26 protein-coding genes, 1 tRNA gene and 1 pseudogene are annotated in these 23,849 nt (G+C 65.8%); 13 read left to right on the top strand and 15 right to left on the bottom strand.

Going from position 1 to position 23,849, the window contains the following annotated elements:
* Positions 1-12: 12 nt before the first annotated feature.
* Positions 13-1,692, bottom strand: a complete 1,680-nt coding sequence (locus HWX39_RS29555; protein ID WP_175971236.1) for a nitrite/sulfite reductase — start codon at positions 1,690-1,692, stop codon at positions 13-15.
* A gap of 215 nt (positions 1,693-1,907) precedes the next feature.
* On the opposite strand from HWX39_RS29555, the gene HWX39_RS29550 reads away from it, so the two are divergent.
* From HWX39_RS29550 to HWX39_RS29535, 4 genes are all read left to right on the top strand, one after another.
* Entirely contained in the window at positions 1,908-2,849 is a 942-nt protein-coding gene (locus HWX39_RS29550; protein WP_014896306.1) for a CysB family HTH-type transcriptional regulator, read from the top strand.
* A gap of 64 nt (positions 2,850-2,913) precedes the next feature.
* Positions 2,914-4,071, top strand: a complete 1,158-nt coding sequence (locus tag HWX39_RS29545; protein WP_175971235.1) for an ABC transporter substrate-binding protein — start codon at positions 2,914-2,916, stop codon at positions 4,069-4,071.
* A gap of 96 nt (positions 4,072-4,167) precedes the next feature.
* Positions 4,168-4,252 (top strand) — tRNA-Leu (locus tag HWX39_RS29540).
* A gap of 149 nt (positions 4,253-4,401) precedes the next feature.
* A complete protein-coding gene (locus HWX39_RS29535; RefSeq protein ID WP_175971234.1) occupies positions 4,402-4,569 on the top strand; it encodes a hypothetical protein in 168 nt (55 codons plus the stop codon).
* Between the two features lie 29 nt (positions 4,570-4,598).
* On the opposite strand, the pseudogene HWX39_RS36455 reads toward HWX39_RS29535, so the two are convergent.
* From HWX39_RS36455 to copC, 5 genes and pseudogenes are all read right to left on the bottom strand, one after another.
* Positions 4,599-4,834: pseudogene (locus tag HWX39_RS36455) on the bottom strand (LysR substrate-binding domain-containing protein); the annotation flags it as partial.
* 168 nt (positions 4,835-5,002) lie between these two features.
* On the bottom strand, positions 5,003-5,938 hold the full coding sequence (locus tag HWX39_RS29530; RefSeq protein ID WP_175971233.1) for a LysR family transcriptional regulator: 936 nt from the start codon (positions 5,936-5,938) through the stop codon (positions 5,003-5,005).
* A gap of 166 nt (positions 5,939-6,104) precedes the next feature.
* Positions 6,105-6,878: an SDR family oxidoreductase gene (locus HWX39_RS29525; RefSeq protein ID WP_175971232.1), complete on the bottom strand. Its 774-nt coding sequence runs from the start codon at positions 6,876-6,878 to the stop codon at positions 6,105-6,107.
* A 183-nt stretch (positions 6,879-7,061) separates the two neighbouring features.
* Positions 7,062-7,562, bottom strand: coding sequence for a DinB family protein (locus tag HWX39_RS29520; RefSeq protein WP_175971231.1), 501 nt, complete (start codon positions 7,560-7,562; stop codon positions 7,062-7,064).
* Positions 7,563-7,625: 63 nt separating this feature from the next.
* Positions 7,626-8,000: a copper homeostasis periplasmic binding protein CopC gene (gene copC, locus HWX39_RS29515; RefSeq protein WP_175971230.1), complete on the bottom strand. Its 375-nt coding sequence runs from the start codon at positions 7,998-8,000 to the stop codon at positions 7,626-7,628.
* A 114-nt stretch (positions 8,001-8,114) separates the two neighbouring features.
* Here copC and HWX39_RS29510 point away from each other — a divergent pair, with 114 nt between their 5' ends.
* Together HWX39_RS29510 and HWX39_RS29505 are read left to right on the top strand one after the other, a co-directional pair.
* Positions 8,115-8,831 (top strand): 16S rRNA pseudouridine(516) synthase, encoded by a 717-nt coding sequence (locus HWX39_RS29510; RefSeq protein ID WP_175971229.1) that lies wholly within the window; start codon positions 8,115-8,117, stop codon positions 8,829-8,831.
* A 105-nt stretch (positions 8,832-8,936) separates the two neighbouring features.
* Entirely contained in the window at positions 8,937-9,125 is a 189-nt protein-coding gene (locus HWX39_RS29505) for a hypothetical protein (protein ID WP_128842020.1), read from the top strand.
* Here HWX39_RS29505 and HWX39_RS29500 read toward each other — a convergent pair.
* Positions 9,108-10,145: an NAD-dependent epimerase/dehydratase family protein gene (locus HWX39_RS29500; protein ID WP_175971228.1), complete on the bottom strand. Its 1,038-nt coding sequence runs from the start codon at positions 10,143-10,145 to the stop codon at positions 9,108-9,110. The genes HWX39_RS29505 and HWX39_RS29500 overlap by 18 nt on opposite strands.
* A gap of 107 nt (positions 10,146-10,252) precedes the next feature.
* Between HWX39_RS29500 and HWX39_RS29495 the strand changes: the two genes are divergently transcribed.
* The 3 genes from HWX39_RS29495 (at position 10,253) to HWX39_RS29485 (ending at position 13,230) form a co-directional block, all read left to right on the top strand.
* The gene (locus tag HWX39_RS29495; protein WP_039368138.1) at positions 10,253-11,284 is read left to right on the top strand and encodes a CDP-6-deoxy-delta-3,4-glucoseen reductase; all 1,032 of its coding nucleotides are present in this window, start codon (positions 10,253-10,255) and stop codon (positions 11,282-11,284) included.
* A gap of 292 nt (positions 11,285-11,576) precedes the next feature.
* Positions 11,577-12,761 (top strand): acetylornithine transaminase, encoded by a 1,185-nt coding sequence (locus tag HWX39_RS29490; protein ID WP_096502305.1) that lies wholly within the window; start codon positions 11,577-11,579, stop codon positions 12,759-12,761.
* Positions 12,762-12,774: 13 nt separating this feature from the next.
* Positions 12,775-13,230 carry a GNAT family acetyltransferase gene (locus HWX39_RS29485; protein ID WP_175971227.1) on the top strand — a complete coding sequence of 152 codons (456 nt, stop codon included), beginning with the start codon at positions 12,775-12,777 and terminating at the stop codon, positions 13,228-13,230.
* 24 nt (positions 13,231-13,254) lie between these two features.
* On the opposite strand, the gene HWX39_RS29480 is transcribed toward HWX39_RS29485, so the two are convergent.
* From HWX39_RS29480 to HWX39_RS29445, 8 genes are all read right to left on the bottom strand, one after another.
* A complete protein-coding gene (locus HWX39_RS29480; RefSeq protein ID WP_175971226.1) occupies positions 13,255-13,926 on the bottom strand; it encodes a DUF2278 family protein in 672 nt (223 codons plus the stop codon).
* A gap of 273 nt (positions 13,927-14,199) precedes the next feature.
* Positions 14,200-14,916 (bottom strand): ABC transporter ATP-binding protein, encoded by a 717-nt coding sequence (locus HWX39_RS29475; protein ID WP_175971225.1) that lies wholly within the window; start codon positions 14,914-14,916, stop codon positions 14,200-14,202.
* A complete protein-coding gene (locus HWX39_RS29470; protein ID WP_011352945.1) occupies positions 14,916-15,692 on the bottom strand; it encodes an ABC transporter ATP-binding protein in 777 nt (258 codons plus the stop codon). Before HWX39_RS29470 ends, HWX39_RS29475 begins: the two co-directional genes overlap by 1 nt.
* Positions 15,693-15,716: 24 nt before the next feature.
* Positions 15,717-16,886 (bottom strand): ABC transporter ATP-binding protein, encoded by a 1,170-nt coding sequence (locus HWX39_RS29465; RefSeq protein WP_175971224.1) that lies wholly within the window; start codon positions 16,884-16,886, stop codon positions 15,717-15,719.
* Between the two features lie 18 nt (positions 16,887-16,904).
* Positions 16,905-17,855 carry a branched-chain amino acid ABC transporter permease gene (locus tag HWX39_RS29460; RefSeq protein ID WP_011352947.1) on the bottom strand — a complete coding sequence of 317 codons (951 nt, stop codon included), beginning with the start codon at positions 17,853-17,855 and terminating at the stop codon, positions 16,905-16,907.
* A gap of 212 nt (positions 17,856-18,067) precedes the next feature.
* Positions 18,068-18,745 carry an amino acid-binding protein gene (locus HWX39_RS29455; RefSeq protein WP_244135123.1) on the bottom strand — a complete coding sequence of 226 codons (678 nt, stop codon included), beginning with the start codon at positions 18,743-18,745 and terminating at the stop codon, positions 18,068-18,070.
* 269 nt (positions 18,746-19,014) lie between these two features.
* Positions 19,015-19,995: a 4-hydroxy-3-methylbut-2-enyl diphosphate reductase gene (gene ispH, locus HWX39_RS29450; protein ID WP_011352949.1), complete on the bottom strand. Its 981-nt coding sequence runs from the start codon at positions 19,993-19,995 to the stop codon at positions 19,015-19,017.
* Between the two features lie 2 nt (positions 19,996-19,997).
* Entirely contained in the window at positions 19,998-20,453 is a 456-nt protein-coding gene (locus HWX39_RS29445) for a peptidylprolyl isomerase (RefSeq protein ID WP_175971222.1), read from the bottom strand.
* A 135-nt stretch (positions 20,454-20,588) separates the two neighbouring features.
* On the opposite strand from HWX39_RS29445, the gene radC reads away from it, so the two are divergent.
* From radC to nadB, 4 genes are all read left to right on the top strand, one after another.
* A complete protein-coding gene (gene radC, locus HWX39_RS29440) occupies positions 20,589-21,362 on the top strand; it encodes a DNA repair protein RadC (protein ID WP_175971221.1) in 774 nt (257 codons plus the stop codon).
* A gap of 237 nt (positions 21,363-21,599) precedes the next feature.
* A complete protein-coding gene (rpmB, locus tag HWX39_RS29435) occupies positions 21,600-21,833 on the top strand; it encodes a 50S ribosomal protein L28 (protein ID WP_004186391.1) in 234 nt (77 codons plus the stop codon).
* A 17-nt stretch (positions 21,834-21,850) separates the two neighbouring features.
* Positions 21,851-22,018, top strand: a complete 168-nt coding sequence (gene rpmG / locus HWX39_RS29430; protein ID WP_006478046.1) for a 50S ribosomal protein L33 — start codon at positions 21,851-21,853, stop codon at positions 22,016-22,018.
* A gap of 160 nt (positions 22,019-22,178) precedes the next feature.
* Positions 22,179-23,765 carry an L-aspartate oxidase gene (gene nadB, locus HWX39_RS29425; RefSeq protein WP_175971220.1) on the top strand — a complete coding sequence of 529 codons (1,587 nt, stop codon included), beginning with the start codon at positions 22,179-22,181 and terminating at the stop codon, positions 23,763-23,765.
* Positions 23,766-23,849 lie beyond the last annotated feature (84 nt).

Below are 23,849 nucleotides of genomic sequence, written 5' to 3'. Positions count from 1 at the left end.
CTACCCGGTTGGTTACGCGTTCACTGCCTGACGCGCCGCATACACGCGCTCCTTGAACGGCGTGATGCCGATGCGGTCGTACGTCTCGACGAAGCGCTCGCCGTCGATGCGCGATTCGACGAACGTGTCGATCAGCTTCGCGATCACGTCGGGCACTTCTTCCGCCGAGAACGACGGCCCGATCACGCGGCCGAGGCGCGCGCCGTTCCGGCCCGTGCCCTGCTCGCCGCCGAGCGACACCTGGTACCACTCGGCGCCGTCCTTGTCGACGCCGAGGATGCCGATGTTGCCGACGTGGTGGTGACCGCACGAGTTCATGCAACCGGAAATGTTCAGCGACAGGTCGCCGAGGTCGTACACATAGTCGAGATCGTCGAATCGCTGCTGGATCGCCAGCGCGATCGGGATCGACTTCGCGTTCGCGAGCGAGCAGAAGTCGCCGCCCGGGCACGCGATGATGTCGGTCAGCAGGCCGATGTTCGGCGTCGCGAAGCCGGCTGCCTTCGCCTTTTCCCACAGCGCGAACAGGTCGCGCTTCTTCACGTTCGCGAGAATCAGGTTCTGCTCGTGCGACACGCGCAACTCGCCGAACGAGTACGCGTCGGCCCAGTCGGCCACCAGATCCATCTGCTGGTCGGTCGCATCGCCCGGCGCGACACGGTGATCCTTCAGCGACAGCGTGACGGCTGCATAGCCGGCCACCTTGTGCGGTGCGACGTTACGCTCGACCCAGCGCGCGAACGCCTTGTTCTCGAGCAGGTGCTGTTCGAACGATGCGTCGGTGTCGGCCAGCTTCTCGTAGACGGGCGGCTGGAAGTACTGCGACACGCGATCGACTTCCGCCTGCGTGAGCGTCGACGGGCCGTCCTTCAGGTGCTGCCACTCTTCCTCGACCTGCTGCGCGAACTTCGCGGGCGACAGCGCCTTCACGAGGATCTTGATGCGCGCCTTGTACAGGTTGTCGCGGCGGCCGTAGCGGTTGTACACGCGCAGCACGGCTTCGCAGTACGTGAGCAGGTGCTGCCACGGCAGGTCTTCCTTGATCACCGCGCCGATGATCGGCGTACGGCCGAGGCCGCCGCCCGCGAGGATGCTCGCGACCACCTCGCCCTGCGCGTTCTTCTTCAGGTACACGCCGAGGTCGTGGATCTGCACGGCCGCGCGATCGTGCGTCGAGCCCGACACCGCGATCTTGAACTTGCGCGGCAGCCACGCGAATTCGGGATGGAACGTCGACCACTGGCGCAGGATTTCCGACCACGGACGCGGATCGATCTCCTCGTCCTGCGCGACGCCCGCGAACTGGTCCGCCGTGATGTTGCGGATGCAGTTGCCCGAGGTCTGGATGCCGTGCATCTGCACCGACGCGAGCTTCGCGAGGATCTCGGGCGTGTCTTCGAGCTGAATCCAGTTGAACTGGATGTTCGAGCGGGTCGAGAAATGGCCGTAGCCGCGGTCGTGTTCGCGGGCGATGCGCGCCAGCATCCGGAGCTGGTCGCTGCGCAGGTTGCCGTACGGAATCGCGATGCGGTGCATGTACGCGTGGCGTTGCATGTACAGGCCGTTCTGCAGACGCAGCGGACGGAACTCGTCTTCGCTCAGCTCGCCCGACAGGCGGCGGCGCACCTGATCGCGGTACTGCGCGACACGCTCGTCGACGATCGTCTGGTCGTATTGGTCGTACTGATACATTCGGGGACCCCAGGGGTTTTCGTGGTGACCGCGCGACGTCCTAGCCACGTCGCGCCCGAATCTCCGTTCCGCCGTCACTGCCGCCATCCGCTGCCGGGTGGATTGCTAATGACGAAAACAGATATCCATATTTGAAAAACTCCGGTGAATCGTAATAAACTCGCCTTATATTTCAAACGACTAAAAAATTCTGTTGATATGCGGAAGGGTTATAAATGAACCTGCACCAATTTCGCTTCGTGCGCGAGGCCGTCCGGCAGAATTTCAACCTCACCGAGGCCGCCAAGGCGCTCTACACGTCGCAACCGGGGGTATCGAAAGCGATCATCGAGCTCGAGGACGAGCTCGGCGTGGAGATCTTCACGCGGCACGGCAAGCGCGTGCGCTCGCTCACCGAGCCGGGCAGGATCATCCTTGCGTCGGTCGAGCGGATTCTCCAGGAGGTTGAAAGCCTAAAAAGGGTCGGAAAAGATTATGCAGCGCAGGATCAGGGCAACCTGACCATCGCCGCGACCCACACGCAGGCCCGCTATTCGCTGCCGGCCGCGATCGCCGAGTTCAAGAAGCGCTTCCCGAAGGTGCACCTGTCGATCCTGCAAGGCAGCCCGACGCAGGTGGCCGAGATGGTGATCCACGACCAGGCCGATCTCGCGATCGCGACCGAGGCGATCTCCGACTACAAGGAACTCGTGTCGCTGCCCTGCTTCCAGTGGCACCACGCGGCCGTCGTGCCGGCCGACCATCCGCTGCTCGAACGCAAGCCGGTCACGCTCGACGATCTCGCGCAGTACCCGCTGATCACGTACGACGATGCGTTCGCGGGCCGCAAGAAGATCAACCATGCGTTCGCGCTGCGCGGACTGTCGCCGGACATCGTGCTGGAGGCGATCGACGCCGACGTGATCAAGACCTACGTCGAACTCGGCCTCGGCGTCGGCATCATGGCGGACATCGCGTTCAATCCCGAGCGCGACCGCAACCTGCGGCTGATCCCGGTCGGCCACCTGTTCGGCAGTAATGTGACGCGCGTCGCGCTCAAGCAGGGCGCCTACCTGCGCAGCTATGTGTATACGCTCGTCGAACTGCTGTCGCCGACGCTGAACCGCAAGCTGATCGAGCAGGCGCTCAAGGGCGAATCCGAATCGTACGAACTCTGAGCGGCGTGTATAAACACGGGGGCGCACATCGCGCCCCTTTTTGCTGTCCGACGGAGAATTCCGCATGACGCTTACCGCCCTGTTGCGCCGCGCCACGGCCGGCGCCCTCGTATTGGCCTGCGCCACCGCGCATGCCGACCTGAAGGTCGGCGTCGACCTGTCGTCGACCGGCCCGGCCGCCGCAATCGGCATCACGAGCAAGAACGCAATCCTGATGTGGCCGAAGACGATCGCCGGGCAGCCCGTCCAGGTGACGGTGCTCGACGATGCGTCCGACCCGGGCACCGCGGTGCGCAACATCCGCAAGCTGGTCGACGAGGATCATGTCGACGTCGTGGTCGGGCCGAACATCACGCCGGCCGCGCTCGCGGCGCTCGATGCGGTGGCCGCCGGGCAGACGCCGATGATTACGCTGGTCGGCTCCGGCGCGATCGTCGAGCCGCAGGAAGGCGCGCGGACCTGGGCATTCAAGATGGCGCAGAGCGACCGGGCGATGGCCGACGTGATGACGCGCTACATGGCCAACCACGGCGTGAAGACGGTCGGCTTCATCGGCTTCGCGGACAGCTATGGCGACAGTTGGCTGAACGAGTTCACGCGCTTCGCGGACCTGCGCAAGATCCGCGTCGTCGCGACCGAGCGTTTCAACCGCACCGACGCGAGCGTCACGGGCCAGGCGCTGAAGCTGATCGCGGCGAAGCCCGACGCGATCCTGGTCGCGGGCTCCGGCACGCCGGCCGTACTGCCGCAACGCACGCTGATCGAACGCGGCTACAAGGGCCCGGTCTACCAGACCCACGGGATCGCGACGCCCGAATTCATCAAGCTTGGCGGCAAGGACGTCGACGGGACGCTGTTCCCGACCCAGCCGGTGGTCGTCGCGCGCACGCTGCCGGCCGATCATCCGGCCCGCAAGGCCGCACTCGCGTTCGTCGACGCATACGAGGCGAAGTACGGCGTCGGCACGGTCACGCAGTTCGCGGGAGACGCGGCGGGGGTCTACCCGCGCCTCGCCGACGCGGTCGGCCGCGCGTTGAAGTCCGCGCAGCCCGGCACGCCCGCGTTCCGCGCGGCACTGCGGCGCGAGCTGGAACGCGCGCACGAGCTCGTCGTGCCGAACGGCGTCGTCAACACGAGCGACAAGGATCATGTGGGGCTCGACCAGCGCGCGAGCGTGATGGGAATCGTCAAACAGGGCCGGTTCGTCTACCTGAGCCAGTGACGTATGTGCCGGGCAACCGGGTTGCTTGCCCGGCGTCGGAATTTCGGACATAATCCGCGCTTCGCCGCGCACGATCACATGCGCGGTCAGGATCAAGCCCAGGTGGTGAAATTGGTAGACGCAGGGGACTCAAAATCCCCCGCCGCAAGGCGTGCCGGTTCGATTCCGGCCCTGGGCACCAGCACTCTCGCAGCGTGACGCGCTGCGCCTCCCGAAACCCGCGCAAGCTCGCCGCTTCGCGGGTTTTTTGTTTTTGCCGTGCGCGCCGCAACGCGTGCCCCCGCTCAACGGTCTCAAGCATCATGAGGATGCGCGACACGGAGGCACGCTATGTCCATGCGCACGATTTCATCTTCGCTCTGCCGCCGCGCGCTCGCCGGGGCGTTGGCGCTCATGCTGGCCGGGTGCGACGTACTGACCGCGCCGCCGGTGCCCGACTGGCCGAGCCCGCACGCGCCCTATCCGTTCCCGGACAGCATTCCGCATCGCACCGAATGAACGCGCGGGACCGCCCCGCGCCTGCCCACTCAGGCCATCAGCGCCCGCACGAAGTCGAGAAACACGCGCACTTTCGCGGAAACGAGATTGGACGGGGGGATACGCATAGAGCGGAAACGTCTCGTCCGCCCATTCCGGCAGCAGCGCCAGCCACTCGTGCGGCGAGGATGTCGCGCGCATAGAATTCCAGCAACTGCGCGATCCCCGCGCCGCAGAGCCACGCGCCAAGCAGCAAGCCCGTACCGTTGACCATCAGCCGGCAAGCGCCCGTACCGTGTGTTCGTCGATCCGGCGCAGGACGGCGCGGAGGAGGTGTTCCGCGTCGGCGCGGCATTGATCGACGCCGTGCGGGAAACCGGGCGAAGCCGGCGGTTCGCGGCGCTGGCAGACTGAAACAAGCGCGTCGGTATGCGGCGCACGCCAACCGACCCGATCAGTCGCCTTCCGCGCCCTTCCCGGCCGCTGCCCCGGTCAACGCGTCCGCCATCAGCTCCCCGAACCAATCGACGAATGCATTGAGCCGGCGCGACCGGTGCCGCCGGTGCGGATACACGGCCGACACGTCCATCGGCTCGGCGCGGTGGCCGGGCATCACGTCGACGAGCGCGCCGCTGTCGAGCAGATGCTCCACGTCGAAGCGCGGAATCTGGATCAGCCCCATCCCGGCGATACAGCTGGCGATATAGGTTTCGGCGTTGTTGACGATCACGCGGCTCGGCAGTGTCAGCGTGTGCCGCTCGCCGTCCACCCAGTATTCCCACCCGAGCTCGCGCCCGGTCGTCGGCGACGCATAGCCGATCGCCCAGTGCCCGTGCGCGAGCGCATCGGGATGCTCGGGCACGCCGCATTCGCGCAGGTAGTCGGGGCTCGCGCAGTTGATCAGCGTGAACTGCCCGAGCGGCCGCACGACGAGGCTGCTGTCCGCAAGCCGCCCCACACGGATCGCGCAGTCGACGCCTTCCTGCACGAGATCGATCGAACGATCCGTCGAACCAAGCGACAGTTGCAGCTTCGGGTACCGGTGAAACAGCGACGGCAGCGCGGGCGCGACCACGCGGCGCGCGATCCGGCTCGGCACGTCGACGTTCAGCCGGCCGATCACGTCGCGGTCGCGGCGGCGGAACAGGCGGTCGAGTTCGTCGGCCTCCGAGAGCAGGCGCCGGCCGCGTTCGAGCAACAGCGCGCCGTCGGCGGTCAATTGCACCTGGCGTGTCGTGCGATGCAAGAGACGTGTACCGAGCCCCATCTCGAGCTGCTGGACAGCCGCCGACACGGTCGCGCGCGGCACGTCGAGCGCATGCGCGGCCTTGATGAAGCTGCCCATCTCGGCAACCTGCAGGAAGATTCTGACCTGATCCAGCTTGTCCATCGGCAGGGAACGTAGATTCGGACGAACGCCGCCGCCAGCCGTCGCGGGTCGCGGCGAGGTCCGGCGGCACAGAGCAAACGGGCGCGCAGCCGCGAGGCCATGCGCCCGTCCATTGTCCACGCAAACGCGCCATTGCGGTGCGCCGCGCGGCCCGTTGCCGGGTCGGTTACTTGGTCGTATAGCCGCCGTTGATCAGGATCGTCTGGCCCGTGATCCACCAGCCGTCCGTGACGAGATGGCGGATGAACGGCACGACGTCCTCGATGTCGGTCAGGCCCGTCTTGCTGAACGGCGACAGTGCGGCCGCCGTCTTGTGATACGCGACCGCATCGGCGCCTTCGGCCGGGTAGAAGAACGGCGTGTCCATCGGGCCCGGCCCGACGGCCGTCACCGAGATTCCGCGCGCGCCGTATTCCTTCGACGCCGCGCGCGTGAAATGCTCGACCGGCGCCTTCGACCCTTCGTACGCCGCATAGAACGGCGTGAACGCGCCGAGCAGCGACGTCACGAGCGTGACGAGCTTGCCGTGATCCTCGAGGTGCCGCCCCGCTTCCTTGATGAAGAAGAACGCCGACTTGCTGTTGACCGCGAACATGTCGTCGTACTCGGCCTCGCTGATCTCGGTGAACGGCTTCTTCAGCACCTTGCCGACCGTGTTGATCGCGATGTCGATCTTGCCGAAGCGCTGCTTCGCGTCGTCGAACAGTTTCTCGACCGCGGCGGCCGTCGTCAGGTCGCCCTGGAACGTTGCCGCTTCCGCGCCGGCCGCACGCACCGCGGCGGCCGTCTCCTCGGCCTGCGCCTGCGATGCGGCACTGTTGTAGTGAATCGCCACGGCCTTCGCGCCGTGGCTCGCGAGATCCCGCGCGATCAGGCCGCCGAGATTCTTTGCACCGCCTGCGATCAGGACGACCTTACCTGCGAGCGTATGAGTTGCCACGGTTGACTCCTTTTCTCGTTGAACGAAGCTTGGAGTGTAGGCACGCGCGACGCACCGGTCAGCCGGTCGCGACTGGATGGATTATCCAGAAAAACGATCCAATCGAAGCGCGGCTGTGCGGCCTGCCGCACCGACAACCGCGCCGGAATCTGCGATCGATGGATTGCGCCAATGCCGGCCGGCTCAGCGCGCGTACAGCGTCGCGTCGATCTTGCCGAGCAGCCATTGCATGCCGGCCAGATGCTGCTGGTCGTGGCTGCACAGGTAGTGGACGAGCCCGCGCACGGTCAGCGAACCGTAGCCGTCGAACACCCCGGTACGCGCGAGCTGTTCGGGCGTGAGGCGCGACACGAGGTCCAGCGTCTCGCGCCGCGCTTCGCGGATCGCCGCGAGCACGTCGGACGCATACGCGTCGTTGTAGCGGCGCTCGATCGCGAGCGCGTCGCCATCGATCGACGCGAGCAGCGGCCGGTCTTCGTCGAGCATCCGCCGCAGCCGCACGTGATAACCGTCGATCTCGATGTCGCGCACGTGGCAGAGCTGCCCGAGCGGCGAAAAGTGCTCGCTCGGAATCCCGGCCCAGTCGTCGGGCGTCCAGCGCGCGTAGCCGTCGGGTACGGCCGCGAAATGAGCTTCGAGCTGACGGGGGAAATCGGCGAGTGCGTCGAGCGTCGTCGGATTCATGCGGAACTCCCTGTCGGATAGGAGCGGCGGCAGCCCTGGCACGGGCCTGCCGCCGCCGTTGCGTCACTTCACGCTGAAGCCGTACGCGCCCTGCGTGCGGTGCCCGTCGGTCGCGACGGCCACCCATTTCACCGTATAGGCACCCGCGCCGACCGCCTTGAGCGGCACCGTCATCTGCTTGCGGTTCGACGCGTCGATGCGCGCGCGGCCGTCCGACACCGTCTTGCCGTCGCCGTCGACGACGACGATCGAGCTGAACGCCGGCTCCAGCGGCTCGGTGAAGTCGATCGTGACGGCGGCCGGTGCGGCCGCCACCGCCGCGCCCGCCGCCGGATCGCTCTTCGCGAGGTGCGCGTGCGCGAACGCGGCCGACGATACGGTCGCGGCAACGATGACGGCGGCGGCCTTGCGGCCGAACGGGAACGAAGCAAAGGGCATGGACTTTCCGTGAAGAATGAACGGGCGCCGCGCGCCGCGCGGCGTACCGGCAGCTTACCAGCGCATGCGCGTTCATGCCGGTCGCGCGCCGTCGCTTGATAGAATGCGCGCGCTATGGATCTCGAAAGCATTCTCTACACCCAGGGCTTCGGCTCGCGCCGCCAGTGCCGCGGCCTGATCGAAGCGGGCCGCGTCACCGTGGCGGGCGCCAGCACGACCGACCCCGACGCCGGGTTCGATACCGACGGCCTCGTGTTCTCGGTCGACGATACGGCGTGGCCGTTCCACGCGCACGCGTATCTCGCGCTCAACAAGCCGGCCGGCTACGAGTGTTCGCGCGATCCGCAACACCACGCGAGCGTGTTCAGCCTGCTGCCAGCGCCGCTCGTCGCGCGCGGCGTGCAGTGCGTCGGTCGTCTCGACCAGGACACGACGGGCCTGCTGCTGTTGTCCGACGACGGCCAGTTCGTGCACGCGTACACGTCGCCGAAGCGCAAGGTGCCGAAGACCTACGTGGCAACCGTGCGCCACCCGCTCGACGACACGCAACTGAACATGCTGCGCACCGGCGTGCAGCTGCACGGCGAGCCGAAGCCGATCGCGGCGGTCGCCGCCGACGCGCGCGACACGCACGCACTCGTGCTGACCGTCCTCGAAGGCAAGTATCACCAGGTCAAGCGCATGGTCGCGGCGGCGAGCAATCGCGTCGAAGCGCTGCATCGCGAAAGCATCGGCGGCTTTGCGCTGCCGGGCGATCTCGCACCGGGTGCGTGGCGCTGGCTCGATGGCGCCGACCTTTCAGCGCTGCGCAATCCCGTCAAAACCCTGTAAGGGAAAATCCGCACGACCGTTCGACGCCCGGCCGCATCTCGGCCGTATGTTCCCCCGCTATACTCGAATCACAAGCTGTACGAGCAGCGATGCAGGGGAGACATCATGAACATCAACCATTCTTTTGAACTGTCGTCCGTGACGATCGCGTTCGCGGTCGTCGGTGTCATCGTGATCGGCGGGCTGCTGGCCGCGATGCACCTGAAGCACAAATATCATCCGAACCTGATTGGCGCGCTGATCGGCGCGCTGTTGTGCTTCCTGCTGATCGAGGCGTTACCGGCGCTGACCTGACGCGCTGCCCGGCGCGAGCGTTTGAAGGAAATCGTCTACGGTCGGATAGCGCAACGTCACGCACAATTCGGCCTTCAGCCGTGCGTTGGACAGGCGCCGCGACTCGCGCATGAACGACAGCAGTGTCGGTTCGAGTTGACGCTCGGCGTCCGCGCGGCTGACGCGTGGCGGCCTCGGCAGGCCGAGCACCTGCGCGACCCGGTCGAAATACTCCCCCATCCGCAGTTCGCTGTCGTCCGACGCATGCACGGCGCGCGCCGGCTTGCCCCGCTCGGCCGCACGGCGCAGGATCGCCGCGAGATCGTCCGCGTGGATGTGGTTCGTGTAGACGTCGTCGGCCGGTTCGAGCGCCGGCGTGCCGCGCTCGAGCCGTGCGACCGGCAGACGGTTTGCCGCGTAGATGCCCGGAATGCGCACGATGCGTGCGGACAGCACGCCGCGCACCGTCGCCGCACGCAGTTGCCGCTCGGCCGACACGCGCCGGAACGCGCGCGGATTCGCGGGGCGCAGCGGATGCGTCTCGTCGATGCGCGCGCCACCGCAGTCGCCGTAAACGCCCGTCGTACTGGCGTAGACGAGCCTCGGCGCATAAGGGCCGTCGGGTACAATACGCGCTGCCCGAACGGGCGCGCCGGCCTGTCGGGCAGCGATGCGCAGCGTTCGGAGCCGGCCGACCGCCGGAGCCGGCGGCACCGGTGGCCGTCGTGCAGGCACGGTCGTTGCGGCGATCAGCGCACGTGTGCGCCGGTCGTCGCGGCCATCGGACTGCGGCGGTGCGAGATGCAGGATCGTGCGGGCCAGCCCCGCGAGGCGGCCGAGCGTCGCCCGGCGATCGAGATCGCCGACGATCGGTGTCGCGCCCGCGGCGCGCAGTTCGTCGCGGCGGGCCGGATGGCTCGTCAGCGCGAAGACCCGCAGGTTGCGGCGCGTGTCGCGCCATTGCGCGACGCAGCGCATGCCGACGTCGCCACAGCCGACGATCAGTGCGCGCGGCCGGCGCAGGATTCGAGTCGCGATCATGTTGGTTGCGAAATCAGTAGCCACCGTTGCGCGACGCGCAACGGGTTTGCATTGTAGCTGCCGTGCTCGACATGCACGGTCCCCACATTTTGTTCTAGTTTGGTTCTATGGCATTCAACGTCACTCTCAAGCAAAGCGGCCGGCAATTCCAGGTCGAGTCGGACGAAACCGTGCTGGCCGCTGCGCTGCGCCAGAACGTCCACCTGCCGTACGGCTGCAAGAACGGCGCGTGCGGCTCCTGCAAGGGCCAGATCGTGTCGGGCCAGATCGAACAGGGCCCCCACGCCGCGTCGGCACTGTCCAACGACGAGCGCACGCGCGGCCTCGCGCTGCTGTGCTGCTCGAAGGCGCAGTGCGATCTCGAGATCGACGTGCGCGAAATCGCCGGCGTCGACGGCGTGCAGGTCAAGAAGCTGCCGTGCCGGATCGCCGCACTCGAGCGCAAGGCCGACGACGTGATGGTCGTGAAGCTCCAGTTGCCCGCCAACGAACGCCTGCAGTATCTCGCCGGCCAGTACGTCGAGTTCATCCTGAAGGACGGCTCGCGCCGCAGCTACTCGATGGCGAACGCGCCGCACGAGGAAGGCCCGATCGAGCTGCACATCCGCCACATGCCGGGCGGCAAGTTCACCGACCACGTGTTCGGCGCGATGAAGGAGCGCGACATCCTGCGCTTCGAAGGCCCGCTCGGCACGTTCTTCCTGCGCGAGGATTCCGACAAGCCGATCGTGCTGCTCGCATCGGGCACGGGCTTCGCGCCGATCAAGGCGATCATCGAGCACGTGAAGCACACGGGCATCACACGCCCGATGACCCTCTACTGGGGCGCACGCCGCAAGAAGGACATCTACCTCGGCGAGCTCGCCGAGCAGTGGGCGCGCGAGATCCCGAACTTCAAGTACGTGCCGGTGCTCTCCGAGCCGGACGCCGGCGACCAGTGGACGGGCCGCACCGGCTTCGTCCATCGCGCGGTGATCGAGGACCTGCCCGATCTGTCGGGCCACCAGGTGTATGCATGCGGCGCGCCGGTGATGGTCGAATCCGCGCAGCGCGATTTCACGCAACACCACGCGCTGCCCGCCGACGAGTTCTACGCGGACTCGTTTACGAGCGCCGCCGATCTCGCCCATCCGGTCTAAGGTCCGCCCATCCGCGTACGGCACTGCGCGCCGCGATGTCACATCCGTGGCATCGCGGCGGTTTACAGTGAGGCGCGGGATGCCTTATGCTTGCGCACATGAACTGCTTCCTGTCCGCCCTTCGACGTCGCCGCTCGCCGCTCCGCCCGGATGCCGCAGGCTCGTCACGGACTCGCGCGTAACCCCCACACTGCTTCATCGGTTACGCACAAGCTGTTCGACCCACCAGCCACGGCCTTCCGTGGCTTTTTTATTGCCCGTTTCCGTCCACCCTCCGCTGGAGTCTGCCGCCATGCCCCTGAACGATTATCCGATCGACTCGCTGATGTACATCACGAACCGCCCCGACATCGTGTTTACGCACGGAAAGGGTTCGTGGCTCTACGATCACACGGGCAAGCGCTATCTGGACTTCATCCAGGGCTGGGCCGTCAACAGCCTCGGCCACTGCAACGAAGGCATCGTCGAAGCGCTGAAGACGCAGGCGGAAAAGCTGCTGAACCCGTCGCCCGCGTTCTACAACGAACCGATGGCGAAGCTCGCGGGCCTGCTCACGCAGCACAGCGTGTTCGACAAGGTGTTCTTCACGAACAGCGGCGCGGAAGCGAACGAAGGCGCGATCAAGCTCGCACGCAAGTGGGGCCGCAAGTTCAAGAACGGCGCGTACGAGATCATCACGTTCGACCACAGCTTCCACGGCCGCACGCTCGCGACGATGTCGGCCAGCGGCAAGCCGGGCTGGGACACGATCTACGCACCCCAGGTGCCGGGCTTCCCGAAGGCCGAGCTGAACGACATCAACTCGGTCGAGAAGTTGATCACCGACAAGACCGTCGCGGTGATGCTCGAGCCGATCCAGGGTGAAGGGGGCGTGATTCCCGCCACGCGTGAATTCATGCAGGCGCTGCGCGCACTGACGAAGCAGCACAACCTGCTGCTGATCGTCGACGAAGTGCAAAGCGGCTGCGGCCGGGCGGGCACGCTGTTCGCGTACGAGCTGTCCGGCATCGAGCCGGACGTCATGACGCTCGCGAAAGGCATCGGCGGCGGCGCCCCGCTCGGCGCGCTTCTGTCGAAGGCCGAGGTCGCGGTGTTCGAGGCCGGCGACCAGGGCGGCACGTACAACGGCAACCCGCTGATGACGGCGGTCGGCTATTCGGTGATCTCGCAGCTCGTCGCACCGGGCTTCCTCGAAGGTGTGCGTGCGCGCAGCGAATACCTGAAACGCAAGCTGCTCGAGCTGTCGGAAGAGCGTGGCTTCGAAGGCGAACGCGGCGAAGGCCTGCTGCGCGCGCTGCTGCTCGGCAAGGACATCGGCCCGCAGATCGTCGAGAAGGCGCGCGACATGCAGCCCGACGGCCTGCTGCTGAACGCCGCGCGGCCGAACCTGCTGCGCTTCATGCCCGCACTGAACGTGACGACCGAGGAAATCGACCAGATGATGGCGATGCTGCGGTCGGTCCTCGACACGCTCTAAGGAGAGCCCGCCGATGCATGCCGCCGCCGATGCTGTCGCCATCCGCCCGTTCGAACGCGCCGACACCGATGCCGTGCTCGCGGTATGGCGCGACGCGTTCCCGCAGTACGAAGACGCCGACGCGCCACCGCACCGCAATCCGCTGCGATCCATCGAGCTGAAGCTCGCGACGCAGCCGGAACTGTTCTTCGTCGCGACCAGCGGCGCACGCGTGGTCGGCACGCTGATGGCGGGTTTCGACGGGCATCGCGGCTGGCTCTACTCGTTCGGCGTATCGAACGACGCGCGGCGGCTCGGCATCGGCCGCGCACTGATCGCGCATGCGGAACGCGCGCTCGCCGCGCGCGGCTGCCTGAAGATCAATCTTCAGGTGCTGCCCGGCAACGACGATGCGTGCCGCTTCTACGCGGCGCTCGGCTATCGAGTCGAGGAACGCATCTCGTTCGGCAAGGCGCTGCCGGCCGCATGAAGCGAAGGCCGGCAGCCCGCCACTTCAGCGGGTAATCGGCCCCGCGCCCGGCAGCGGATTGCCGAGCGCGTCGGTCGGCACGGCCTGCTGCTCGAACGCGGCGAAATACGCGGCCCACTGCGTGTCGCTCACGCGCACGATCAGCGCGCCATCCTGCCAGATGTCGTTGTGGTCGTTGTGGTCGTCGCCTGCGCGATGCAGGTAGTTCGAACCGGTCGAACCCTGGTTCATGTGCGTGTCGTGGATGCCGTTGCCTTCGCTATACGAGCGGCCGAACACGACGACGTCGAGCCCTTGCGACTGCGCGGCGTTCACCAGCCGCAGCAGCGACGGGATCGGCTCCTGATTCTCCGTGCCGTCCATCACGGCGCTCGGGCGCCACGCGCCCGTTTCGTTCAGGATGTCGCTGCGCAGGTAGTCGAGCGCGGGCAGCGCGGCCTGCCCCGTCAGGTCCGTATAGCCTTCGGCCGCGGCCGCGAGGGTCTGCGTGATCGGGTGGTGGAAATCGTAGACGAGCTTGTAGTTCAGCAGGTCGTCCGCGTCGTTGGTGCCGACGTTGATCGCGACGTCCCAGTCGCCGCCGGGCAGCGCCAGCGTCAGGTGGACGTGATACTGGATCTCGCTGCCGTGCGGCGAGCCCTTCAGCTTCGCCACCGATGTCACCTTCGCCTTCACGAAACCGTAGTCCAGACTCATGCGTGCTCTCCGTGTCGCGATGGGCTGTCGATGCTGCACGGCCCGTGTGTCGGTTTGCGGGCGACCGGCAACGGGCCGCCGCCCGATCGTTCCCGCGCCGCGTGCGCGGCGCGCCAGTCGAATGGAGTCGCGCTCGCGCGCACAAGTTCGACCCGAATCGCATGACACGAAAAAAAAGGCTGTCACGGCATCCCGTGACAGCCTTTCGAAAGCCCGTGTGCGGCGCGCCCGGCACCTGCCGTCGCACGCCACCGGGCCCGCTCATTCACTCACTCATTCACCCAGGTACGCGGCACGCACCTTCGGATCGTCGAGCATCTGCTTCGCATCACCTTCCATCGTGACCGTGCCCGAATCCATCACGTAGCCGCGGTCGGCCGCCTGCAGCGCGAGGCGCGCGTTCTGCTCGACCAGCAGCACCGTGATGCCCTCCTTCGAGATTTCACGCACCACTTCGAAGATCTTCTCGACCATGATCGGCGACAGGCCCATCGACGGCTCGTCGAGCAGCAGCAGCTTCGGCTTCGAGAGGATCGCGCGCGACATCGCCAGCATCTGCTGCTCGCCGCCCGACAGCGTGCCCGCGAGCTGCGTCGCACGCTCCTTCAGGCGCGGGAAGAAGCCGAACATGCGGTCGACGTCCTTCTTGATCTGCTCGGTGTCGTTGCGCAGGTACGCGCCCATCTGCATGTTCTCGATGATCGACATCCGCGCGAAGATCCCGCGACCTTCCGGCACCATCGCGAGGCCCCGCTTGAGCAGCTCGTGCGTCGGAATGCCCCTGATCGACTTGCCGTCGTACTCGATGTCGCCCGCCGAATACGCCTTGAGACCCGTGATCGCCTTCATCGTCGTGGTCTTGCCTGCGCCGTTCGCGCCGATCAGCGTCACGAGCTCGCCCTGACGAACTTCCATGTCAACGCCCTTGACGGCCTGGATGCCGCCGTAGTTGACCTGCAAGCCCTTGATTTTCAACATTGCCGCTGCCATCAGTGCACCCCTGCGCCGAGATATGCCTCAATCACCTTCGGATTCTTCTGCACGTCCTGCGGCAGACCCTCGGCGATCACCTTGCCGTAATCGAGCACCGTCATCCGGTTGCACAGCCCCATCACGAGCTTCACGTCGTGCTCGATCAGGAGAATCGTGCGGCCGTCCGAGCGGATCTTGTCGAGCAGGCGCGTGAGTTCGACTTTCTCGGTCGCGTTCATCCCGGCCGCCGGCTCGTCGAGCGCGAGCAGCTTCGGATCGGTTGCCAGCGCGCGCGCGATCTCGAGACGGCGCTGGTGGCCATACGACAGGTTGCGCGACGTGTAGTCCGCGTACTGCAGCACGCCGACGTATTCGAGCAGCTCGATCGCGCGTTCCTTGATCTCGCGCTCTTCCTGGCGTTCGGCCGGCGTCTGGAACACCGCGCCGAGCAGCCCGTGCTTGGTGCGCACGTGGCGGCCCACCATCACGTTCTCGAGGGCCGTCATCCCGCCGAACAGGCGGATGTTCTGGAACGTGCGCGCGATACCCGTCTTCGCGACCTGATGCACCGCGGTCGGCTTGTATTCCGTGCCGTCGAGCTTGAACTCGCCGGAGTCCGGCGTGTAGAGGCCCGTGATCACGTTGAAGAACGTCGTCTTGCCGGCGCCGTTCGGGCCGATCAGCCCGTAAATCTCGCCTTCCTTGATCTCGAGGCCGACGTCGGACAGCGCCTGCAGGCCACCGAAGCGCTTGTTCACGCCTTTGACGGACAGTCGGATTTGTTTGTCGCTCATGTGTGTATCCCCAGTGTCCGTAGGTTAAGCGCGCACCGGCTTCTTGCTGTTGCGCTTCGCCAGTTTCGCGATCCTGTCCTCATGCTTCGGCGCGGGCCACAGGCCTTCCGAGCGGTACAGCATGATGACCACCATCGCGAGGCCGTACAGCGCCTGACGGATCACTTCCGTATCGACGACGTCGTGGCCGAACAGCGCGTGCTGCAGCGGGCTCATCGTCGAGCGCAGGAATTCCGGGAAGATCGCGAGCAGCACCGCACCCAGGATCACGCCCGGGATGTGGCCCATGCCGCCGAGCACCACGCAGGCCAGCACGACGATCGATTCCCAGAACGTGAACGATTCCGGCGACACGAAGCCCTGGAACGAACCGAACATCGCACCCGACAGGCCGCCGAACGACGCGCCCATCGCGAATGCGAGCAGCTTCACGTTGCGGGTGTTGATGCCCATCGCCTTCGCCGCGATCTCGTCTTCGCGGATCGCCGCCCATGCGCGGCCGATACGCGAGTGCTGCAGGCGCGTACACACCCAGATCACCAGCAGCGAGCACAGCACGAACAGGTAGTAATACATGTAGACCGACGGCAACTGGATCCCGAACAGCGAGTGCGTCTGCGCGAGGCTGAAGTCGCCGATGTGCACCGGATCGATGCCCGTGATCCCCTTCGGGCCGTTGGTGATGTTCACCGGACGGTCGAGGTTGTTCATGAAGATCCGGACGATTTCACCGAAGCCGAGCGTCACGATCGCCAGGTAGTCGCCGCGCAGGCGCAGGGTCGGCGCGCCGAGCAGGATCCCGAAGGTCGCCGCCAGTGCCATCGCGATCGGCACGATGATCAGGAACGGGATGTGCAGGCCGTTCGGCGCGAGCGCCGCGATCCACTCGAATTGCGAGGTCAGGTGCGGCGAACTCAGCAGCGCCGCCGTGTAAGCGCCCACCGCGTAGAACGCGATGTAGCCGAGGTCGAGCAAGCCGGCGAAGCCGACCACCACGTTCAGGCCCAGCGCGAGCATCACGTACAGCATCGCGAAATCGAGCACGCGGACCCAGTAGTTGCCGCCGGCCGAGCCGATGATGATCGGCGCCGCGATCACGAGGACCGCGGTCAGGAGGCCGATGATGACGGTCTTGGCGGTGTTGCGCTCTTCGACGAGCGACGTCGAGGATTCGATCGGTTGAATGGATGTCATGTTGTTTGCTCCCTTCCGTTACGCGCGATCCGCGACACGTTCGCCCAGCAGGCCGGACGGACGGAACACCAGCACGATGATCAGCACGATGAAGGCGAACACGTCCTGGTAGTTACTGCCGAATACGCCACCCGTGAGGTTGCCGATGTAGCCGGCCCCAAGCTGCTCGATCAGGCCGAGCAGCACGCCGCCGACCATCGCACCGCCGAGGTTGCCGATCCCGCCCAGCACCGCGGCCGTGAATGCCTTCATGCCGGGGATGAAGCCCATGTAGAAGTGCACGTTGCCGTATTCGGACGCGATCATCACGCCGGCCAGCGCGGCGAGCGCGGAGCCGATCATGAACGTCGCGGAGATCACGAAGTTCGGGTTCACGCCCATCAGGCTCGCGGTGTTCGGGCTTTCGGCGATCGCGCGCATCGCACGGCCGAGCTTGGTCTTGTGCACGAGCAGCAGCAGGCCGGCCATCACGATGAACGCCACCGCGATGATCACGATTTCAGTCACCGAGATCACGGCGCCGGGCGTCGTGTCGGTCGCCTTGATCACGTTGATCGGATCGGTCGGCAGCAATTGCGGGAACGGCAGCGGGTTGCGCGACCAGATGATCATCGCGGCGGTCTGCAGCAGGATCGACACGCCGATGGCGGTGATCAGCGGCGCGAGGCGCGGTGCGCGACGCAGCGGCCGGTATGCGACCCGTTCGATCGTGAAGCCGACGAATGCACAGACGACTGCGGCGATGCCCAGGCCGATCGTCAGCGTCGCGACGTTGCCGAGTCCGGGGAAATGGTTCTGCAGCACGGTGATGGCAGACAGGGCGACCATCGCGCCGATCATCAGCACGTCGCCATGCGCGAAGTTGATGATGCCGAGAATGCCGTACACCATCGTATAGCCCAACGCGATGATGGCGTACACACTGCCGAGCACCAGCCCGTTGAGAACCTGCTGGACGAAAATATCCATTTAAAGCTCCTTGGCCCGTGCTGCCGGAGGACGTTGCGCCCCGCGGGTAAGCGAGGAATCGCGCCTTCTCGGCGACACTGCGGGTACTAAATCGATACCGGTAAGGGTGGATCGTCCCGGCGCGCGCCGCCCGGCCTGTACGGCCGGACCTGCCGCCGGAGCGGATACAAAAACGGCACCGCACTGTTCCGGTGCCGTCATGAGTCCCGTCGCTAAATCGTCACGACATCGAGGACGGTGTTCGTGGCCTCCTTGAAGTCGTAGGGCAGCATGCCGAGACGGCCATCGTCCGGTTGCCCGGCATCCGTGCCTTTTTCCGTCCGGTGCGAGGCAAGCCCCGCACGCGGGCAGATCGGATTCCGAGCCGCGCTACCTTGCAAGGCACCGCGAACGCCGCGCCCGACATTCGTCAGGACTACGTCGGAATCCATCGTACGAACCAGACCGCGTGCCGCGACATCATTGCTCGCGGCAACGCGCCGTTTCGTCGAATCGAAATGAAAAGGGGCCGGCGACATCGGCACGCGGCCCGCAGCGCCGGGCGCCATGGCCGGCCTGCGTCGAGCGGCGCGGGCAGTCGCTGTCAAGCGACGACCGGCGGCCTGCGGTGCTGCAACCTGCGTGCCCGTAACCTGACCGTTCGCCAGGCCAAGCGCGTTGATATCCTCGATCGCCAAACGTGCCCCGTTTTCCCTGTCCTTGCCCAATTGCGCGATGCAGCACGCGAACGGTGCCGCACGACCGGTTCCGGCGACGCGCACGCCGCAGGTCGGCGGTGCCGCGAACACCGCAGCCGCCCTCCCCGCCCCGTCGTCGCTCTTTTTGCTGCAGCCGGCACGCATTGCAACCGGCGCGGCGACGGACACGGCGTAAGCCAACTTCACATGCATTGAGTGGTCTCCCGCGCCTTGCCAAAACCCGATTTCAAGGCCATTCCGGCCTGAAAACGGGCGCATTGTAACTCCATTTATAGGACGCCAATAATCCTGATTCGATGGGGTTTTCCTGCATTGCAACCAATTTTGAGAGACGCTTGGAAACACTCAGAGCAACCCGGTTGCACCATTAATCCGAATATTGGTTGCGATCGTCATTTCGACAGGCAAAAAAAAGCGCGCCGTAAGGCGCGCTTCGGTGTTCCGCAGGTGCAATGCGTCAATCAGGCAGCGGGCGGCAGGTTCAACCCGCGCGGCAGCGGAAACGACACGTTTTCCTCGATGCCGTCGAGCGCGCGCACATTGCGCACACCGAGCTCGCGCAGCCGCGCGATCACGGCCTGGGCGAGCACTTCGGGGGCCGACGCGCCGGCCGTCACGCCGATACGACGCTTGCCTGCGACCCATGCCGGATCGATCTGGTCGGGCGCATCGACCATGTACGCGTCCACGCCGCGCTTCTCGGCCACTTCACGCAGGCGGCTCGAATTCGAGCTGTTCGGGCTGCCGACGACGATCACGACATCGCACTGCGGCGCCATGAACTTCACGGCGTCCTGGCGGTTCTGCGTCGCATAGCAGATGTCCTGCTTCTTCGGCTCGCGGATCTTCGGATACTTGGCCTTCAACGCCCCGATGATCTCGGCTGCGTCGTCGACGGACAGCGTCGTCTGCGTGACGAGCGCGATGCGCTCGGGATCGGCGAGCTCGAGCTTCTGCACGTCCTCGACGCTCTCGACGAGATGCATGCCGCGCTCGACCTGCCCCATCGTGCCCTCGACTTCCGGATGGCCCTTGTGCCCGATCATGACGATGTCGACGCCGTCCTGGCGCATCTTCGCCACTTCGACGTGCACCTTCGTGACGAGCGGGCAGGTTGCGTCGTAAATGCGCAACCCGCGCACGTCGGCCTCGTCGCGCACGGCTTTCGACACGCCGTGCGCGCTGAAGATCACGGTATTGCCGGCCGGCACTTCCTCGAGTTCCTCGACGAAGATCGCGCCTTTCTTCTTCAGATCCTCGACCACGTACTTGTTGTGGACGATCTCGTGACGAACGTAGATCGGCGCACCGTGCATCGCGATGGCGCGCTCGACGATCTCGATCGCACGATCGACGCCCGCGCAAAAACCGCGCGGCTGGGCCAGCAGGATTTCGGCATCGGCGGCGACGGTCTGCCCGGACAGCGTATCGGTGGTGCTCATGATTACAGGATTCCGATGATTTTCACTTCGAACGTGAGCGCTTGGCCCGCGAGCGGATGATTGAAGTCGAACAGTGCCGAGGTTTCGCTGACTTCCTTCAGCACCCCCGCGTATCGGCCGCCGTCCGGCGCGTTGAACTCGATCAGTTCGCCCGGCGTGAAATCGTCGCCGACCATCCCGTTCTCGCGCAGCGTCGACAGCGTGACGCGCTGGAGCATGTCGGGATTGCGGGGACCGAACCCCTGTTCGGGCGATAGCTGAAAAGTCGAATGGTCGCCGATCCTGAGGCCGATCAGAATCTGTTCCAGCGACGGCGCCAGTTGCCCCGCACCCAGCAGCAGCGTGGCCGGCTTGTCGGTGAAGGTGTTGACGATATCGGCGCCGTCGGCCAGTGCCAGCCGGTAATGCAACGTGACGTGGGAACCGGGCTTCACTTCGGATAGATCGATGAGGCTCATGAATTACTCGTTCAGTCGGCGCCCGATACGGCCGAAAGGCCCGGCGCAAAGCCAATATTGTAAGTCACCTGAGCGCGCAAGGCGGAAAGTGCGACGACGTCGCGCAGACTGCCCCCCGCCAACGGAGTTTCAAGCATGTTGTCACCCTGCCCAGCCCTGCCGCCCGTCGAATGCCGCGACAGCGCCGACCAGCCGGCCGATCCGCCCGGCCGTGTCCTCCCGATCCACCGCCGCAAGCGCCGCATGCGCGGCTGGCGGCCAGAGCTGCCGCGCGAGCGATTGCTGGAGCGCGGGCCGGCCGCGCTGACCGACGACGAACTGATCGCACTGCTGCTCGGCACGGGCAAGCCCGGGCACGATGTGTTCGTCACTGCCCGCGCACTGGTCACGCAGTTCAAGTCGTTGCACGGGCTGCTCGAGGCGACCGCCGACGATTTCGAGGCACACCCCGGCATCGGCCCCGCGCGCTCCGCTCGGCTGGTTGCGGTCACCGAGATCGCGCGGCGCATGCTGAGGGAGAAAGCGCACGAGAAGAGGCAGATCGATTCGCCAGGTGCGGTCGAGGACTACCTGCGGCTGAAGATCGGCACGCGCCCGTACGAAGTATTCGCCGCGGTATACCTTGACGCGCGCCACGGCCTGATCGACATGGAGGAAATCACGCGCGGCTCGCTGACGCGCATGGCCGTCTACCCGCGCGAGATCGTGCGCCGCGCGATGGTGCACAATGCCGCGGCGCTGATCGTCGCGCACAACCATCCGTCGGGCGCGGTGCAGCCGAGCGCGGAAGATCGCCGCCTGACCCGCGTGCTGCACGACGCGCTCGCGCTCGTCGATGTCAGGCTGCTCGACCACGTCGTGATCGGCACCAGTGATACTTTTTCGTTCGCACGGGCCGGTTGGCTGTAGACTGTGCGGTTGCGGCCCACCCAAGGGCGCCGCAACGGCGATGCGAAATTAGGTTTGATTTTTCTGAACTTTTTCTGCTAGAATCGCCGTCTGTCTTTTTTCCAACCAGTTCTAGCCATCGAAGGGCCTTGTCTGTATGGGCTTCGGCGTTCTGAGTGCAGCCATGGATCACGTGGCGGTACGATGGAACCTTCATCGGCGATCGAACCCCGAATTTAGCGTATTAGGAGTGCTCTCATGGCACGCGTATGCCAAGTAACTGGGAAAGCGCCGATGAGCGGCAACAACGTTTCCCACGCAAACAACAAGACGAAGCGCCGCTTCCTGCCGAACCTGCAAAACCGCCGGTTCTGGGTAGAGAGCGAAAACCGGTGGGTGCGCCTGCGCGTATCGAACGCCGGCCTGCGCCTGATCGACAAGAACGGCATCGATTCCGTGCTCGCTGACCTGCGCGCACGCGGCGAAGCCTAAGCCCAAGGAGCACAATCATGGCAAAAGGCGCACGCGACAAGATCAAGCTCGAGTCGACCGCTGGTACGGGTCACTTCTACACGACCACGAAGAACAAGCGCAACATGCCGGAAAAGATGGCGATCAAGAAGTTCGATCCCGTCGTCCGCAAGCATGTGGAATACAAAGAAACCAAGATCAAGTAATCTCCGGTTTCTGCCAGCCTGACGGCGACCGAAAAGCCCCGCACATGCGGGGCTTTTTGTTTTGCGCGCACGCTCGGGCCCGACGCGGTATGCTCTCCCCTTTCCGCGGCCACGGCCGCCGGAACGCACAAGATCAAAAGCGTAACGATGGAGATGCAGCATGAAATTCGACGTGGCGATCGTCGGCAGCGGCCTGGCAGGGCTGTCGGTCGCACTCAATCTGGCCAGCACGCGACGTGTCGCGCTGATCGCGAAACGTTCGATGATGGAGGGCGCAAGCGATAACGCGCAGGGCGGCATCGCGGCAGTCCTCGATTCGGCAGACAGTATCGAGAACCACGTCGACGACACGCTGGTCGCCGGTGGCGGCCTGTGCGACGAAGGCGCGACGCGCTATATCGTCGAGCACGGACGCGAAGCGATCGAATGGCTGATCTCGCAGGGCGTGCCGTTCACGAAGGACGACGCGGCCGAGCTCGGCTTCCACCTCACACGCGAAGGCGGCCACAGCCACCGCCGGATCATTCACGCGGCCGACGCGACCGGCCATGCGGTGCTCGCAACGCTGTCGGCGCGTGCGCGCCAGCATCCGAACATCACGTTCTTCGAAAACCACCACGCGATCGACCTGATCACGTCGGACCGGCTCGGCCTGCCCGGCCGCCGCTGTCACGGCCTGTACGTGCTCGACGTCGACAACGACCGCACGATCACGATCGAGGCGCCGCATACGGTGCTCGCGACGGGCGGCGCCGGCAAGGTCTACCTGTACACGACGAATCCCGACACCGCGACCGGCGATGGCATCGCGATGGCGTGGCGCGCGGGCTGCCGCGTGTCGAACATGGAGTTCATCCAGTTCCATCCGACCTGCCTGTTCCATCCGTACGCGAAATCATTCCTGATTTCGGAAGCCGTACGCGGCGAAGGCGGCCTGTTGAAGCTGCCCGACGGCACGCGCTTCATGCCCGCGCACGATCCGCGCGCCGAACTCGCGCCACGCGACATCGTCGCGCGCGCGATCGACTTCGAGATCAAGAAGCGCGGGATCGACTGTGTGTATCTCGACATCAGCCACCAGCCGGAAGCGTTCCTGCGCGAACACTTCCCGACGATCCACGCGCGCTGCCTCGAATTCGGCATCGACATCGCGAAAGAGCCGATTCCCGTCGTGCCGGCCGCGCACTACACGTGCGGCGGCGTGGTCACCGACCTCGCCGGGCGCACCGATCTCGCGGGCCTGTATGCGGTCGGAGAAACGTCGTACACGGGGCTCCACGGCGCGAACCGCCTCGCCAGCAACTCGCTGCTCGAATGCCTCGTGATCGGCCGCGCAGCGGCCGAGGCGATCGAGGCAGCCGGCTTCGATACCGAAACGCCGGCCACGCTGCCCGCTTGGGATGAAAGCCGCGTGTCGGATGCGGACGAGGAAGTCGTCGTTGCGCACAACTGGGACGAGTTGCGCCGCCTGATGTGGAACTACGTCGGCATCGTGCGCACCGACAAGCGCCTCGAGCGCGCAAAGCACCGGCTGTCGCTGCTGCGCGACGAGATCCAGGAGTACTACGCGAACTTCCGCGTGACGCGCGACTTGCTCGAACTGCGCAACCTCGTCGACGTGGCGACGCTGATCGTGAAGAGCGCGCACTCGCGCCGCGAAAGCCGCGGGCTGCACTACAGCCGCGACTGGCCCAACTCGCTGCCGAAGGCGCTGCCGAGCGTGCTCACGCCGCGCGCGCGTCGCTGAGCGGTACGCTCTCCCCGGCCGTGGCCGCACAAAAAAAGCCGTTGGCGTTTGAGCGCCAACGGCTTTTTTGTCTGATCGACGGGG

Source organism: Burkholderia sp. BCC0322 (assembly GCF_902833045.1).
Lineage (GTDB): Bacteria > Pseudomonadota > Gammaproteobacteria > Burkholderiales > Burkholderiaceae > Burkholderia.
This window is presented reverse-complemented; position numbering and strand designations above follow the sequence as displayed.

Excerpts from the sequence above, each read along its gene's own strand:
- HWX39_RS29555 (WP_175971236.1), bottom strand. The coding sequence starts at position 1,692 with ATGTATCAGTACGACCAATACGACCAGACGATCGTCGACGAGCGTGTC.
- HWX39_RS29550 (WP_014896306.1), top strand. The coding sequence starts at position 1,908 with ATGAACCTGCACCAATTTCGCTTCGTGCGCGAGGCCGTCCGGCAGAAT.
- HWX39_RS29545 (WP_175971235.1), top strand. The coding sequence starts at position 2,914 with ATGACGCTTACCGCCCTGTTGCGCCGCGCCACGGCCGGCGCCCTCGTA.
- HWX39_RS29535 (WP_175971234.1), top strand. The coding sequence starts at position 4,402 with ATGTCCATGCGCACGATTTCATCTTCGCTCTGCCGCCGCGCGCTCGCC.
- HWX39_RS29530 (WP_175971233.1), bottom strand. The coding sequence starts at position 5,938 with ATGGACAAGCTGGATCAGGTCAGAATCTTCCTGCAGGTTGCCGAGATG.
- HWX39_RS29520 (WP_175971231.1), bottom strand. The coding sequence starts at position 7,562 with ATGAATCCGACGACGCTCGACGCACTCGCCGATTTCCCCCGTCAGCTC.
- copC (WP_175971230.1), bottom strand. The coding sequence starts at position 8,000 with ATGCCCTTTGCTTCGTTCCCGTTCGGCCGCAAGGCCGCCGCCGTCATC.
- HWX39_RS29510 (WP_175971229.1), top strand. The coding sequence starts at position 8,115 with ATGGATCTCGAAAGCATTCTCTACACCCAGGGCTTCGGCTCGCGCCGC.
- HWX39_RS29505 (WP_128842020.1), top strand. The coding sequence starts at position 8,937 with ATGAACATCAACCATTCTTTTGAACTGTCGTCCGTGACGATCGCGTTC.
- HWX39_RS29500 (WP_175971228.1), bottom strand. The coding sequence starts at position 10,145 with ATGATCGCGACTCGAATCCTGCGCCGGCCGCGCGCACTGATCGTCGGC.
- HWX39_RS29495 (WP_039368138.1), top strand. The coding sequence starts at position 10,253 with ATGGCATTCAACGTCACTCTCAAGCAAAGCGGCCGGCAATTCCAGGTC.
- HWX39_RS29490 (WP_096502305.1), top strand. The coding sequence starts at position 11,577 with ATGCCCCTGAACGATTATCCGATCGACTCGCTGATGTACATCACGAAC.
- HWX39_RS29485 (WP_175971227.1), top strand. The coding sequence starts at position 12,775 with ATGCATGCCGCCGCCGATGCTGTCGCCATCCGCCCGTTCGAACGCGCC.
- HWX39_RS29480 (WP_175971226.1), bottom strand. The coding sequence starts at position 13,926 with ATGAGTCTGGACTACGGTTTCGTGAAGGCGAAGGTGACATCGGTGGCG.
- HWX39_RS29475 (WP_175971225.1), bottom strand. The coding sequence starts at position 14,916 with ATGGCAGCGGCAATGTTGAAAATCAAGGGCTTGCAGGTCAACTACGGC.
- HWX39_RS29470 (WP_011352945.1), bottom strand. The coding sequence starts at position 15,692 with ATGAGCGACAAACAAATCCGACTGTCCGTCAAAGGCGTGAACAAGCGC.
- HWX39_RS29465 (WP_175971224.1), bottom strand. The coding sequence starts at position 16,886 with ATGACATCCATTCAACCGATCGAATCCTCGACGTCGCTCGTCGAAGAG.
- HWX39_RS29460 (WP_011352947.1), bottom strand. The coding sequence starts at position 17,855 with ATGGATATTTTCGTCCAGCAGGTTCTCAACGGGCTGGTGCTCGGCAGT.
- HWX39_RS29455 (WP_244135123.1), bottom strand. The coding sequence starts at position 18,745 with ATGCATGTGAAGTTGGCTTACGCCGTGTCCGTCGCCGCGCCGGTTGCA.
- ispH (WP_011352949.1), bottom strand. The coding sequence starts at position 19,995 with ATGAGCACCACCGATACGCTGTCCGGGCAGACCGTCGCCGCCGATGCC.
- HWX39_RS29445 (WP_175971222.1), bottom strand. The coding sequence starts at position 20,453 with ATGAGCCTCATCGATCTATCCGAAGTGAAGCCCGGTTCCCACGTCACG.
- radC (WP_175971221.1), top strand. The coding sequence starts at position 20,589 with ATGTTGTCACCCTGCCCAGCCCTGCCGCCCGTCGAATGCCGCGACAGC.
- rpmB (WP_004186391.1), top strand. The coding sequence starts at position 21,600 with ATGGCACGCGTATGCCAAGTAACTGGGAAAGCGCCGATGAGCGGCAAC.
- rpmG (WP_006478046.1), top strand. The coding sequence starts at position 21,851 with ATGGCAAAAGGCGCACGCGACAAGATCAAGCTCGAGTCGACCGCTGGT.
- nadB (WP_175971220.1), top strand. The coding sequence starts at position 22,179 with ATGAAATTCGACGTGGCGATCGTCGGCAGCGGCCTGGCAGGGCTGTCG.